The 13,554-nt window shown below is 40.0% G+C and carries 11 protein-coding genes and 1 pseudogene; 5 read left to right on the top strand and 7 right to left on the bottom strand.

Annotated features, from left to right (window positions below; all coding sequences use genetic code 11):
• Positions 1-30 precede the first annotated feature (30 nt).
• Both PREBIDRAFT_RS09875 and PREBIDRAFT_RS09870 read left to right on the top strand, forming a co-directional pair.
• A complete protein-coding gene (locus tag PREBIDRAFT_RS09875; RefSeq protein ID WP_004337876.1) occupies positions 31-372 on the top strand; it encodes a DNA-directed RNA polymerase subunit omega in 342 nt (113 codons plus the stop codon).
• An 8-nt stretch (positions 373-380) separates the two neighbouring features.
• Positions 381-833, top strand: coding sequence for a DUF4293 domain-containing protein (locus tag PREBIDRAFT_RS09870; protein WP_004337875.1), 453 nt, complete (start codon positions 381-383; stop codon positions 831-833).
• Between the two features lie 169 nt (positions 834-1,002).
• On the opposite strand, the gene PREBIDRAFT_RS09865 is transcribed toward PREBIDRAFT_RS09870, so the two are convergent.
• The 3 genes from PREBIDRAFT_RS09865 to PREBIDRAFT_RS09855 all read right to left on the bottom strand — a co-directional run bounded on the left by PREBIDRAFT_RS09865 (position 1,003) and on the right by PREBIDRAFT_RS09855 (position 6,609).
• Positions 1,003-1,473, bottom strand: coding sequence for a hypothetical protein (locus PREBIDRAFT_RS09865; RefSeq protein ID WP_004337874.1), 471 nt, complete (start codon positions 1,471-1,473; stop codon positions 1,003-1,005).
• Between the two features lie 291 nt (positions 1,474-1,764).
• Complete coding sequence (gene nifJ / locus PREBIDRAFT_RS09860; protein ID WP_004337872.1) at positions 1,765-5,340, bottom strand: pyruvate:ferredoxin (flavodoxin) oxidoreductase; 3,576 nt, start codon at positions 5,338-5,340, stop codon at positions 1,765-1,767.
• Between the two features lie 81 nt (positions 5,341-5,421).
• Positions 5,422-6,609, bottom strand: coding sequence for an ATP-binding protein (locus PREBIDRAFT_RS09855; RefSeq protein ID WP_004337871.1), 1,188 nt, complete (start codon positions 6,607-6,609; stop codon positions 5,422-5,424).
• Positions 6,610-6,767: 158 nt separating this feature from the next.
• Between PREBIDRAFT_RS09855 and PREBIDRAFT_RS09850 the strand changes: the two genes are divergently transcribed.
• Entirely contained in the window at positions 6,768-7,862 is a 1,095-nt protein-coding gene (locus PREBIDRAFT_RS09850; RefSeq protein ID WP_004337870.1) for a hypothetical protein, read from the top strand.
• Between the two features lie 309 nt (positions 7,863-8,171).
• On the opposite strand, the gene PREBIDRAFT_RS09845 is transcribed toward PREBIDRAFT_RS09850, so the two are convergent.
• Positions 8,172-9,293 (bottom strand): porin, encoded by a 1,122-nt coding sequence (locus tag PREBIDRAFT_RS09845; RefSeq protein WP_004337868.1) that lies wholly within the window; start codon positions 9,291-9,293, stop codon positions 8,172-8,174.
• Between the two features lie 200 nt (positions 9,294-9,493).
• On the opposite strand from PREBIDRAFT_RS09845, the pseudogene PREBIDRAFT_RS11755 reads away from it, so the two are divergent.
• Positions 9,494-9,583: pseudogene (locus PREBIDRAFT_RS11755) on the top strand (ABC transporter ATP-binding protein); the annotation flags it as partial.
• Positions 9,584-9,725: 142 nt separating this feature from the next.
• Here the strand turns inward: PREBIDRAFT_RS11755 and PREBIDRAFT_RS09835 are convergent.
• Positions 9,726-10,301, bottom strand: coding sequence for a UpxY family transcription antiterminator (locus tag PREBIDRAFT_RS09835; protein ID WP_004337866.1), 576 nt, complete (start codon positions 10,299-10,301; stop codon positions 9,726-9,728).
• A 50-nt stretch (positions 10,302-10,351) separates the two neighbouring features.
• Positions 10,352-11,050 carry a phosphoribosylanthranilate isomerase gene (locus PREBIDRAFT_RS09830; protein ID WP_004337864.1) on the bottom strand — a complete coding sequence of 233 codons (699 nt, stop codon included), beginning with the start codon at positions 11,048-11,050 and terminating at the stop codon, positions 10,352-10,354.
• Between the two features lie 384 nt (positions 11,051-11,434).
• Here PREBIDRAFT_RS09830 and rpe point away from each other — a divergent pair, with 384 nt between their 5' ends.
• Complete coding sequence (rpe, locus tag PREBIDRAFT_RS09825) at positions 11,435-12,085, top strand: ribulose-phosphate 3-epimerase (RefSeq protein WP_004337863.1); 651 nt, start codon at positions 11,435-11,437, stop codon at positions 12,083-12,085.
• Between the two features lie 111 nt (positions 12,086-12,196).
• On the opposite strand, the gene PREBIDRAFT_RS09820 is transcribed toward rpe, so the two are convergent.
• A complete protein-coding gene (locus tag PREBIDRAFT_RS09820; protein WP_004337861.1) occupies positions 12,197-13,549 on the bottom strand; it encodes a RagB/SusD family nutrient uptake outer membrane protein in 1,353 nt (450 codons plus the stop codon).
• Positions 13,550-13,554 lie beyond the last annotated feature (5 nt).

Raw genomic sequence — 13,554 nt, 5'->3', positions numbered from 1 at the left:
TAAGACTTATAAAATATTAGATTTACAAGAATGGATTACAAGAAGTCAAAAGCACCGTTGAACACGGTTACCAGAGATGTTCAGGAACTTTGGAAAGATACTGGCAATATCTACGAAAGTGTTGCTATCATTGCAAAGCGTGCCAACCAAATTTCATTAGAAATAAAGCAAGATTTGAATAAGAAGCTAGCTGAATTTGCCTCATATAATGACTCTTTAGATGAAGTTTTCGAAAACCGCGAGCAGATTGAGATTAGCCGCTACTACGAAAAGTTACCAAAACCAACCTTGCTAGCAACAGAGGAATTTGTAAACAACTGTGTCTACTGGCGCGATCCTTCAGAGGATGCTAAGGAAGAATACGAAGATTAACCCCTCCCATGATCCAGCGTAAACAAACTATCTTCTTGCTATTAGCAATCGTTGCTACACTTGTATGCTTGGCATTACCCATTGCCCACATTGAGGCAAAGGCTATGCTAGCCAACCAAGAGGTTTATAACCTTTGGATAGAGCATGCAAATGGCGAGAAAACGTTTAGTGTATGGGCGTTGTTTGGTATCTTAGCCATTAGCTGCCCTATCAACCTTTTTGCGATCTTCGATTTCCGCAATCGTAAGCGTCAGGCACGTACGTGTATGTTCTCTATGCTATTAATGTTGGGATGGTATGCCGTTTATGGCGTGTTTTATCAGATGCTTGCCAGTGCTGGAATATTTCAAGTAAAGCTTGCAGCTTATCTGCCATTAATAGTTTTCACATTGCTATTTATCGCACGCAAGAGCATTTTAGCCGATGAGGCGTTAGTGAGAGCTGCCGACAGAATAAGATAAAGTGAGGCGAGAGGTGAGAGGTGAGAGTTAAGAGGTGAGAGTTGAGAATTTTTCTAAGAGCACTAGGGATACTAGAAGTACTAGAAATACTAGGCACTCTAGGAGTATTAGGACGGGAAACTCTCAACTCTCACCTCTCAACTCTAATCTCTAATCTCTCAACTCTCAATTATATATCAGCAGCCTTTCCTGCAACAGCTTCCTTCAAAGAGGTAGCAAGATCGCTAGGGTCAATAGCCTTAACAGCAGAAACAGCCTTAGTTAAACTTTGTGCCACAGCACTATCACCAGCCTTGTCAATAATGCTTTTCACAGCTTCATCGTTGTTCTTTACCCATTCTTGAAGTTGAGTAACATATTCCTTTGCTGCAACAGGATTGGTCTTTAACAACGTTACAACCTTAGTTTGTGCGCCTGCAAGAAGTGCTGCAACACCAGCACCGTCCTTAGCAGAAAGCTTTGATGCCAACTGTTTTGCCAACGTTTGAGCATCGGTAGGAGCCTCCGCAACGATAGAATCGGTTGCTGTAGGAACTACTATAGCTGTATCTACCTTATCTGCCAACTTTGCTTTATTACCACAACTTGCAAACGAAATTACTGCAACTGCTAGAGTTGCTACACAATAAACCTTCTTCATACGCTTCCTGATTTTCTTTTAATAAACAATCAATTAAATATTTTGATTCAAAGATATAGATAATAATTTGTATTATCTGCGTCATTTTACAACTTTTAACCACTTTGTACAACAAACATCTGCTTGCAATTCTTTAACAAAAGCATTGAATAATTGCAAAATCCTTTATATCCTTTTAGTACAAAAGAGGGGCAATGGAAAAACATCCATTGCCCCTCTTTTATGTTTATATAGCTTATCTCTCCCACACTAAGGAAGAAGAGATAAGCGGTTTTGCGAGTTTCTTACAGATTAAACTTCCTCACTCCAATCTTCTTTGCTCTTACGGATATAGCTTTGATAACGTAACTTAGCCATATCTTCACAAGCCTTGAATAGCTGGTCGGCTTCTGCTGGATAAGCCTTCTTTACAGATAAGAAGCGAACCTCACTAGCTAGGAATTCTTGGAACTTGTCCCATTGTGGAGCCTTAGAGTCAAGACTGAATGGGTTCTTACCCTCTTCTGCCAACAATGGGTTGTAACGCCATAAGTGCCAGTAACCTGATTCTACAGCGCGAGCCTCCTGAGCCTGTGAACGACCCATACCGCCCTTTACCTTCAAACCATGATTAATACATGGAGAGTAAGCAATGATCAATGAAGGACCTGGATATGCTTCAGCCTCCTTGATAGCCTTGAAGGTTTGTGCGTTGTCGGCACCCATAGCAACCTGAGCAACATATACATAGCCGTATGTGGTAGCCATCAAACCAAGATCCTTTTTACGTACACGCTTACCCTTAGCAGCAAACTGAGCAATAGCACCAAGTGGTGTAGACTTAGAACTCTGACCACCAGTGTTAGAATAAACCTCAGTATCAAGTACTAGGATGTTAACATCTTCACCAGAAGCAATAACGTGATCGAGACCACCGTAACCAATATCGTAAGAAGCACCGTCACCACCGATGATCCACTGTGAACGTTTTACGAGGTAGTGATCCAATATCTGCAATTCCTTGCATACAGGGCAACCAGCCTTAGCACCTTCTGCTATCAATGGCTTTAGCTTAGCACTAGCAACCTTAGAAGCTTCGGCATCATTCATATTCTCGATCCACTCTTGTGCAGCAGCCTTAAATTCTGCTGGTACATGATCGTCTTCTACCTGTTGAGACAACAAGAACTTAATGCGTGAGCGCATCTTCTTGTTACCAAGTGCCATACCAAGACCAAACTCACAGAAGTCTTCAAACAATGAGTTGTTGAAAGCAGGACCTTGACCTTCAGCGTTGGTAGTGTAAGGAGTAGAAGGCACAGAAGCAGAGTAGATAGAAGAACAACCTGTAGCATTTGCAACCATCTCACGATCACCAAACAATTGAGAAACCAACTTAACGTATGGAGTTTCACCACAACCAGCACAAGCACCAGAGAATTCGAACAATGGCTGAGCAAATTGTGAGTTCTTCACATTCATACGTGTGTTAACCAATTTCTGCTTGCTCTTTACCTGCTTTGTAAGATACTGCCACTGTGCAGAGTTATGCTCTGTCTCCTTGCTAGCAGCATTGAAAGGCTTCATAGTAAGTGCCTTCTCACCCTTCTTACCAGGACAAACATCGGCACAGTTGCTACAACCAGTACAGTCGAGTTCTGAAACTTGGATACGGAACTCCATACCCTTCAACTCCTTAGGAGCGATAACAGAGATTGTAGTATCATCGAAGCCAGCCTTTTCCTGCTCGTCAAGAACGAATGGACGGATAACAGCGTGAGGACAAACGTATGAACACTTGTTACACTGGATACAGTTTTCAGCATTCCAAGAAGGAACGAAAGCTGCAATACCACGCTTTTCATAAGCAGCAGTACCGCTATGCCATGTACCATCGACAGTGCCATGATTAACGAAGTCGGAAACCTTCAACAAGTCGCCAGCCTGTGCATTCATAGGGCGACAAACTTCCTTGATGAAAGCAGGAGCATCGTCGGTATCGTTATTATTATCGGTAAGGTTAGCCCATGCAGGGTCAATTTCCAATTGCTTGTACTCACCACCACGATCAACAGCAGCATAGTTCAAATCGACTACGTCCTGACCCTTCTTGCTATAGCTCTTTACGATGAATGCCTTCATCTGCTCAATAGCCAATTCCAAAGGAATAACCTCTGTAATGCGGAAGAATGCCGACTGAAGGATTGTATTGGTGCGGTTGCCCAAACCAATTTCCTGTGCTATCTTAGTAGCGTTGATATAGTAAACGGTAATATTGTTCTTAGCGAAGTAACGCTTTACCTTGTTAGGGATAAAGTCGATCAATTCCTTACCATCGAAGATAGTATTCAACAAGAAAGTACCATTCTTACGCAAACCACGTGTTACATCGTACATATTCAAGTAAGCCTGAACGTGGCAAGCAACGAAGTTTGGAGTCTTTACCTGATAGGTAGAACGGATCTTATCATCACCGAAACGAAGATGAGAACAAGTGAAACCACCCGATTTCTTAGAGTCGTAAGAGAAGTAAGCTTGGCAATATTTATCGGTGTTATCACCAATAATCTTAACAGAGTTCTTGTTAGCACCTACAGTACCATCGGCACCAAGACCATAGAACTTAGCCTCAAAAGTATGCTCACCACCTAGAGGAATTTCCTCTACTTCTGGTAGAGAAGTGAAGGTAACATCATCTACGATACCAACTGTGAAGTGGTTCTTAGGCTCTGGCAACTCGAGGTTGTTATAAACCGAGATGATGTGTGAAGGAGTGATATCGGCAGATCCCAAACCATAACGACCACCAACGATCAATGGCTTAATATCGGCATCGTAGAAGGCTGTCTTAATATCCAAGTACAATGGTTCGCCCTCTGCACCTGGCTCCTTAGTACGATCGAGTACTGCAACACGCTTAACAGTCTTAGGAACAGCAGCAAACAAGTGCTTAACAGAGAATGGACGGAACAAGTGAACAGCCACCATACCCACTTTCTTGCCTTGCTTTACAAGGTAGTCGATAGCTTCCTTAGCAGCTTCAGTAGCAGAACCCATCAAAATAATGATGTTTTCAGCATCTTCAGCACCATAGTAATCGAACAAGTGGTGTTCACGACCTGTGATCTTAGCAATCTCACCTAGGTAGTGTTCTACAACTTCAGCCACACCATCGTAGTACTTATTGCTAGCTTCACGGTGTGTGAAGAATGTTTCAGGGTTTTCAGCAGTACCACGTGTAACAGGACGCTCTGGACTCATTGCACGATCGCGGAAGCGCTTAACATCTTCCATATCGAGCAATGGACGAATATCGTTTTCATCCATCAGCTCTACTTTGTGGTACTCGTGAGAAGTACGGAAGCCATCGAAGAAGTTGATGAAAGGTACAGATGTTTTCAACGCTGAAAGGTAAGTTACAGCAGAAAGATCCATTACTTCCTGAACAGAACCAGAGCAGAACATTGCAAAACCAGTCTGACGACATGCCATAACATCTTGGTGATCGCCAAAGATGCTAAGCGCATGGCTTGCCAATGTACGTGCAGATACGTTGAAAACACAAGGTAAAAGCTCACCTGCAATCTTATACATATTAGGGATCATCAAAAGAAGACCCTGTGAAGCGGTAAATGTAGTGGTTAGAGCACCCGACTGAAGTGAACCGTGAACAGCACCTGCTGCACCACCTTCAGACTGCATTTCCTGGACACTTACTTCCTGTCCCCAAAGGTTTTTACGACCTCTAGCTGCCCAGTCGTCGACATGTTCAGCCATAGGGGATGATGGAGTGATAGGATAAATAGCTGCAACCTCAGAGAACATATAGCTCACATGAGCAGCGGCCTCGTTACCATCACAAGTGATAAACTTTTTTTCTTTAGCCATTTTTTTGTTATTAAATGATTGTGTTATAATGTTTTTGTTGTTATATCGCAGTTCGACACTGTTTCCTCCTTGCATCTGTTTCTAGTGAAGAAAACCAAAAAGCCATAGCGGCACACAGTTGCCAAAACCTATTTCTTTATTATATTGGGCATAATACGTATCGGCGTTCATTCTTATCTTTGCGCCTTTCGCATCGCATATTCTAAACTTCTTATCCGCATCCACAATATAAGTACCCACTTTCTTACTCTCGTTAATAAGATGATGTGCCCAAATATTATTAACAAAAAATATTTCCATTAGTTCCTGACGATCACACTGAACAGGATAAATAGCATGTACCAAATTGGTATTATGCAACATCACCTTAGCAGGCTTTTTAGGAAACGACTGTCCCAACGGATAAACAATATTGATCAGCCTAGCATCGGCTAAATTCTTAATATAGTTCATCACAGTAGCCCTACTCGTATTGATACTATTTGCTAAATTACTTATATTGGGGGCTTTAGGACCTTCTAAAGCCAAAAGATAAAAAAGATCCTTGATCTTAGTGAGATATTTTAGCTCTATTTGTTTAATCAATAAAATATCTACTTCGATCATCATATTCATTGTTTTCAAAAGGTTCTCAGAGAAATTGCGATGCTCTAAAAAGAAAGGATAGAAGCCGTGATGAATATAATCTTGAAAATAATTTAAAGGATTAACCCTTGAAAGTACTTCCCGTGCTATTGTTTCATGATTTGACAAAATATCTTCAAGGGCATAACTCTTAAAGTTGAAGCCTGTTTTCAAATTAAGAAACTCACGAAATGAGAACCCTAAGAGGTTGTAACTTTTTACAATTCCATTCAGTTCTGGGTTTTCCTCCTTCAGGCGCATCACGCTAGAACCTGTAAAAACGATCTTCAAATCGGGATAGCTATCGTAACACTTTCTTAGCTCTGCACTCCAATCAGGCTGTTTAAATACCTGATCAATAAGCAACGTCTTTCCGCCCTTTCTATAAAATTCACCAGCGAAATCGGCTATTCCCCTACCCTGAAAGTAGAAGTTATTCATATTAATATATAGGCATTTATGATCAGCATTAGTGCCAAATGTTTCCTTGGCGTATTGCAGCAAAAACGTTGTTTTACCTACACCACGCGTACCCTTTATGCCTATCATACGATCGTTCCAGTCGATCTTATCCATCAAAGCGCGGCGAACAGGCGCATTGATATGCTCCACCAAATAGGTATGTGTACGGAAGAAAGCATCCATTGTATATCTATTCCTTTTATTTAATCATTTTACCTGCAAAGGTACTATTAATTTCTTTTATTTGCAAACCGTACATTACAAAAAATGTTTTTAAGAAAGAATATATTTTGCTCATTACATTCTTTTCAATTATCTTTGCACATCAATACAAAGCAAAAATGATTTTACACATATTTAACCCAGAACACGACTTAGCCTTAGCCAACAACACAAAGCATTTCATAGCACCTCACGCTGCCCGACAGCTAAAGGCTGATCTAGGCTTTTTGCCTGCACTATGGGCTGAGGATGGCGATTTAATCTTAGTAAACAATCTCGCATCTGCAACAAAGCATTTACAAAGGTTTGCTAAGTTTATAAAGCGGTGTCATCTTGTTTCAGAAGAGCTGCTAGCTGCGATAAAGAGTGATATTACCGAGATAAGACCTTGGGGCTGGAATGAAAGTTTAAAACAGGAATTGCTTAATATGGGATTATCCGAAAAGATAATGCCTACGGAGCAGCAACTCTTTGCGCTCCGACAAATGAGCAACCGACAGTTTGCTCAACCCATTTTATACGAACTCTATCATGGGCTGCCCTATAACAACATCATAGGTAGAACAGCTTATCTCTCAGACCCAAAAGAGATAAGCCCTATTGTTAAAATCGTTAAGAAAGCCATTTTAAAAGCACCATGGAGCAGTAGTGGCAGAGGAATAAGATATATTGATGAGCGTTTGGATAGCCATGCACTCAACTGGGCATACAATACTATGCGCCGACAATGCGGCGTTATGATAGAGCCTTTTTATCACAAAATAAAAGACTTCGGAATGGAGTTTTTCTCCTATGCTGACAAGGTAGTATACCAAGGGCTATCATTATTCCAAACAACGAACGGTGCTTATACAGGAAGCCTTCTACAAACAGAAACGGAAAAGCTTTCTATTATCTCTCAATACATTGATATTCAGCAGCTAACTTATATCACGCTAAAGCTTGAAGAAGTATTATTCAAACATATTAAAGGACGTTATGTAGGAGCTTTTGGAGTGGATATGATGATTGTTCCTAACGATAACAAAGATCAACCTAACCAACCAAAATTCTTCTTACATCCTATGGTAGAGATAAACTTGCGACGAACTATGGGACATGCCGCTCTTGCATTATCACACCATAAAGAATTGAGGGGACGCATTATGCGAATAGAATATGACGGTTCGCACTACCACCTACATTTAAATAAGCCTAGTAAAACAACAGAGTAATATGTTTTTCTTGAGCAAACGCTATTAGCCCATATAGAAAAGTAAGCCATACACCATAATGGCTATAAGTATCAACACTACTAGCAAACCTATTTTAAAATATTTACGCCTACGCTGTCTTTTTAAATGTTCCTTGTTACTAAAAAAAGTATACTGATTATGTGTTACCATATTTTTTCCTTTAAAAGTGCCTCACCACTCTCCCTCTCTGCATTATCCTAGAAAGAAGTTTTAAAAAAAACAATCTTCTTTCTAGGATAAGCCAATGAGGTCTCTTTATATATTAATATTCTTTTTACCTTACTTTCCTTAAAACTTAAATTGCAACTGCACATCAATCATCGAGTAATTTGGCTTTTCCAAACTTCTGTCATGCACGTATGAATAAATGCCACTCACTAAAATATTCTTATTAAAGGCATAATCCAAACCTGCATCATACTGCGTACGTTGGCGTTCAGCACCTTTCGATGGTTGATACATATCATAGCGAACTTTCGCATGCAATTTTTCTTTTATGATAGGTGCTATCACGAGTGCATACACACCCTGCGCCTTATCGCCTAATGTGCTAAGATTACAATCTGTAGCATTCGCATCCTTTGTACTCTCTAGTGGCTTTGCAAAGCCAAAACCTGTCGAGTGAATATATTCTGAACGCACAGTCCAATCGTCCTTAACATAATCTACAGAGAAAGCATAACGACGTTGTGGCAATGATCTTACTCCTGATTGCTTCACACCAGCCTCATCTGTCCATGTACCCTTTCGTGCATACGAACCTCTCCAACCCGAAACACCGATGCGCATACCCTCTATTGGCATTACCCATACCGCTCCTATGATGTTCTTCTGCTGATCGACATCCTTTACATTAATGCCTTGACCGTTAAACACACCCACCTGATAGTGAAGCAAGTTTCTGCCAGCAGCATTCTTTAAAAAATCGCCTTGCACCTGCAAACCTATATCTCTACCATTTGAAGCCTGCATTCCTGACCTATCGCTAAAGCCTACAAGTTTTGATACTACCTGACTATAGCCCTGAAAGCCTTGCGTGATAGGGTGGATAGGATTTTCAAATGAAAATGGATTTTTAAACTGTCCAAACTTCACACGGAAGCACTCATATCTTTGCCACTCTGCAAAAAGATCTACCACACGTGGCGATGCGCCTAAAGTGGCTGTATTACCATTAAACTGTATTTGGGTCTTCCAATACCAATCTTTCATAAACCTACCGTCTAAAGACAAACGACCCATTCTAACATTAAACGAGTTGGCTTTAGCATTGGCTTGACCAGAATATTGATATTGCAAGAGCGCAAAACCAGAAAGCTTTACATTATTAAACCATTTTTGTGCTTGTGCTTGCATTGTCATTGCCAACAATAATGTGCAAAGAGCTATACAGCTTTTTCTAAACTCCATAGTAGATATTTTGTTATAATGTATGTATTGAAGAAATATAAACATTCTTTGCAAAAGTACAATTTATAGGTTATAAAACAAAATAAAAACAAAAGTTTAACAATAACGTGTTATTTCCTTATCTGTCCTAAAGCGTTATTATAAAACAGAATATTCTTACCACCCTCGTTAATTGCCTCTGTGGCATTCTTTAACACAGCACCACCATCGTAATGGTTACCCACAACGAACACGATGCGCAGATAGCCCACAGAACTGTCAAGATTTTCGATGGAAAAATCGTAGGATAATAGGAAAGCGGCAGGATTCATTATCGTTTGCTTTGTAAAAGGTTACCTTTTGCTTTGTAAAAGGTCATCTTTTGCTCACTAAAAGGTCATCTTTTGCTTTGTAAAAGGTCACCTTTTAAAAACATATTAAATATTTTCTCTGTTACACGGTTTCTTCAATTGGCACACAACACCACCGCGACACTTTTAACATGACACCCATACCTGGTACTTCTTTGAGAAGATAATACTTTTTATTAGACCGAACAAGCCTGCCCGTCATTCCTTTCATTGCACCATATTTCACCAAAACAGGATCGCCAGCCTTCATCTGGGCTTCGCGCTCTGAAAGAAACTTTCGGAGCGTTATCTCGGGGTTGCACATCATACGAAAGTCGTACATCTGTTTAGACGGTATGAGGGCAAACTGGGTTACATCGTCCACCTTGCGAATAACATTTATCTTAAAGTTGGCACCAAATACAGCTTTCTTAAAACTAGCCTCACTCATGGTCTGCTTCACAAAAATGAAGTTATGCGTAACAGGACGAAGTTCATGTTTTACCCCACCTTCTGGCTTTTCTATATCCACATACTGCATAGGGACAAAGCACTCATAATCAAGAGCTTCAAAATAGGCTTTTACCTCTTTAAGACGTAACGTAAAGAGCCGCACAGCATACCACGACAAACCATCATCAATGATTTCTTTGGATGAAAAATCAGATTGATCTACCATAATTATTGACAAAAGTAATAAAACTCATTTACATTTGCAACCAATTCTGTTTACACTTCTGCCTTACGCAACTGCGCTATAAAATGCTTTATCTTAGCAGTATCCTTCAGTGCTGGAGCTGTTTCAAACTGGCTATCTAGGTCGATACCTATACATAGCGGATGCTGGATAGCTTGAATAGCTTCGACATCGCGTTCACTTATCTCACCACTCAATAGGAAAGGAGTTTTGCCCTTATAGCCTTTTAGCAAATGCCAATCAAAGCGTTCAGTATTATCGGCTTTGGTGTTGAAGAGAAAATAATCAGCATGTCCTTCATACGGTTTACATTGAGCGAAGTCGGCTTTGGAAACAATCGTTATGGTTTTCATTAGTTGAATACCTGGGTGAATATCAGGATCAAGAGAGCTACGAAGATTATCCATCATGATAGGGCTTTCAGAACCATGAAGCTGTACGATGTCCAAATGGAAATTAACAACACGTGTTACTATCGTTTGAGGCATATCATCTTTAAAAATTCCGCAAAGCCTCACTTGTTTTTCTGCTAATAGCTGTGCCAAGTTAGTCTTTTTCCTATAATCGAGACTGCCAACATCGGGAATAATTCCTGCATGAGTAGACAGTTGGGTAACATAGCGAGGACTATTAGGAATGAAATTCAAACCTATCATATTAGCTCCACTATATACTACACTACTAATATTTTGAGCTTCACGCATACCACACACTTTAATAATTTGTGGCATAAATGGCTTAGTTTTTTTCTTAAATAATTTATTAAATAACATAAACTAAATTTTCTTCATTTACTAAACAAATGTGCTTAGCGATTTTCGCCTAAAGTATCATTTATAACGCAAAGATAATAATTTTATTTGGTAGAATATTCTCTTTCAAATAATTATAAATAAAGTGTTACACATTTATTATTCCATGAAAAGATAAATTGCTTAATATAAAAATATTATGTACCTTTGAAACGAAGAAAGCATAGTATGCTAAAGAAATTTTTGCGTATACCGTCGTATACCGTAAAAATAGCATATTATTGACGATAGAATAAACTTAAATTAATTTGCCACAACCTTATAAAAAGAGGTAGATGGCTAATATAAATCTTTAAACGAACTATGTCTGTTATCGTATCACCGTCATTATTGTCAGCCGATTTCCTTCACCTTGACAAAGACATTGAAATGATTAATAATAGTGATGCCGATTGGCTTCACATGGATGTTATGGATGGTAGCTTTGTGCCAAACATCTCATTTGGATTTCCTGTTATGAAAGCTGTAGGTAAAGCTTTGAAAAAGCCTATGGATGTACATCTTATGATAGAGTGTCCTGAGAAATACATACAGCAAACTGCCGATTGTGGTGCTGCTATTATGAATGTGCATTACGAAGCGTGTGTACACCTACACCGCACGTTGCAAGCTATCAAAGCAGCAGGGATGAAGGCTGGCGTAACGCTAAATCCTTCGACACCCGTAAATGTATTAGAGGATATTATTGGCGATATTGATATTGTGCAGCTAATGAGTGTTAACCCTGGCTTTGGTGGTCAGTCGTTTATTACGCACGCTGTGAAGAAAGTACAAAAGCTAAAAGCACTTATCGAAAAGGAGCAATGCAATACGCTCATAGAAGTAGATGGCGGTGTAAATGGAGAAACAGCTCCACTACTCGTTAATGCGGGTACGGACATTCTTGTAAGTGGTAGCTACATCTTTGGAAGCAAAGACCCTTACGCTACTATTGCTGCACTGAAAGGGTTATAAGCATTTGACAAATTCTACTAAACAAAAAAACGGTGAACTTTTAGCAAGTTCACCGTTTTTTTATGATAAGATTGCTATGATTGGCTTGCAATCACATTACTTGATTTCACCTTAGTTTTTCAACTGAGGGTTAGCACTTACTGCCGAAACGGGAATAGCGAGCGTATAACGTGGATCGTCTTGCAGAAGGTTGTAAGTAGTAGCTTTTATCGTCTTTGTGATTGCAGGACGATTGGTACGACGAAGATCGAACCAACGCTGCCCCTCAAAGGCTAGCTCTAGTTTACGTTGTTGCATTACCTCTGCTAACAATGCAGCACCACTCATAGCATTGATAGCCGACTGCTTAGTAGCATAAAGCGTGCTATTAAGGCGGTTCTTTAGTAAAGCTAGCAAGCGTGTGCGTGCCTCTGCATCCTTATTAAGGTGAGCTGCCGCTTCTGCTGCTATAAGATAAAACTCGGCAGTATGGAAAGAACAACGATACTCGCTACTAGTGTTTGCCTTTAAAGTAGAAAAATAGGGCTTATCCTTTACTGGTTGATAGAACTTCTTATAACGAAGATCATTGATTGTATCGTATTCTGCTATAAACTCTTTTGGAGCACGTGTAGCACTAGCATTGGTTCCTGTATAGAACTGTTCTGCACTAGTAATAGCCTCTACCGACTTAAAGCTAGTAGGAAGTAAAGAAGCAGCATTATTGAAATCTTCTAGCTTATCGTTAGCCTTTAACACACGTTCAGCCGCATCGTATGCACTCTGCCAATCGCCCATATAGAGACGAACACGTGCCTCAAGCGCATCAACAGAAACAGTGGAATAACGATACTTATAACGTTCTTCCCAACTGCTTTGTGTGATAAGTTTACGAGCTTCGGCAATATCGCTGAGTATCTGTGTATAAACCTCACCAACAGTATTGCGTTCTGGGGTCGTTTCAAGATCAGTACTAGTCTTAATAGGTATTGCCTTCGTTTCAGACGCACCACTCTTTGTATATGGTTGACCATAGAGATTGACCAACGTAAAGTGATTATAAGCGCGTAAGAGATAAGCCTCACCCACTAATTGGTTAATATCCGTAGTATTACCTTTTATCTTACCTTGTGCTTCTATAATAGCATTAGCTGTATAGATAGGGCTGTAATATACTTCCCAACCAAATTCGCGTGTACCTGCCAAAGTATTATTATCATTCCAAGTCTGAATGTTGTGATAGTCATTCATATCAGTATCATTGTCGCGCACTACCACAATGTCGGAACGGAAATCAACAACAGCACGATCAATCTGTGGCATTTGATACGCCTCATTGAGCAAAGCACGATAATCGTCAACAGTTGTTGGAATGACTTTTCCCACTGGTTGAATATCGAGATACTTATCGCAAGAACTGAAAGCTGCCACACAAGTAAAGACAGCCACAGCTACGGTAGCTTTGTTTATGATATTTATTCTCATTGTTT

Origin of the sequence: Prevotella bivia DSM 20514, assembly GCF_000262545.1 — a bacterium.
Taxonomy (GTDB): Bacteria; Bacteroidota; Bacteroidia; order Bacteroidales; family Bacteroidaceae; genus Prevotella; species Prevotella bivia.
Note: the sequence above shows the minus strand (reverse complement) of the source record. Positions and strands in the feature narration are given on the sequence as shown.

Excerpts from the sequence above, each read along its gene's own strand:
- PREBIDRAFT_RS09865 (WP_004337874.1), bottom strand. The coding sequence starts at position 1,473 with ATGAAGAAGGTTTATTGTGTAGCAACTCTAGCAGTTGCAGTAATTTCG.
- PREBIDRAFT_RS09870 (WP_004337875.1), top strand. The coding sequence starts at position 381 with ATGATCCAGCGTAAACAAACTATCTTCTTGCTATTAGCAATCGTTGCT.
- rpe (WP_004337863.1), top strand. The coding sequence starts at position 11,435 with ATGTCTGTTATCGTATCACCGTCATTATTGTCAGCCGATTTCCTTCAC.
- PREBIDRAFT_RS09855 (WP_004337871.1), bottom strand. The coding sequence starts at position 6,609 with ATGGATGCTTTCTTCCGTACACATACCTATTTGGTGGAGCATATCAAT.
- PREBIDRAFT_RS09835 (WP_004337866.1), bottom strand. The coding sequence starts at position 10,301 with ATGGTAGATCAATCTGATTTTTCATCCAAAGAAATCATTGATGATGGT.
- PREBIDRAFT_RS09845 (WP_004337868.1), bottom strand. The coding sequence starts at position 9,293 with ATGGAGTTTAGAAAAAGCTGTATAGCTCTTTGCACATTATTGTTGGCA.
- PREBIDRAFT_RS09820 (WP_004337861.1), bottom strand. The coding sequence starts at position 13,549 with ATGAGAATAAATATCATAAACAAAGCTACCGTAGCTGTGGCTGTCTTT.
- PREBIDRAFT_RS09830 (WP_004337864.1), bottom strand. The coding sequence starts at position 11,050 with ATGCCACAAATTATTAAAGTGTGTGGTATGCGTGAAGCTCAAAATATT.
- nifJ (WP_004337872.1), bottom strand. The coding sequence starts at position 5,340 with ATGGCTAAAGAAAAAAAGTTTATCACTTGTGATGGTAACGAGGCCGCT.
- PREBIDRAFT_RS09850 (WP_004337870.1), top strand. The coding sequence starts at position 6,768 with ATGATTTTACACATATTTAACCCAGAACACGACTTAGCCTTAGCCAAC.
- PREBIDRAFT_RS09875 (WP_004337876.1), top strand. The coding sequence starts at position 31 with ATGGATTACAAGAAGTCAAAAGCACCGTTGAACACGGTTACCAGAGAT.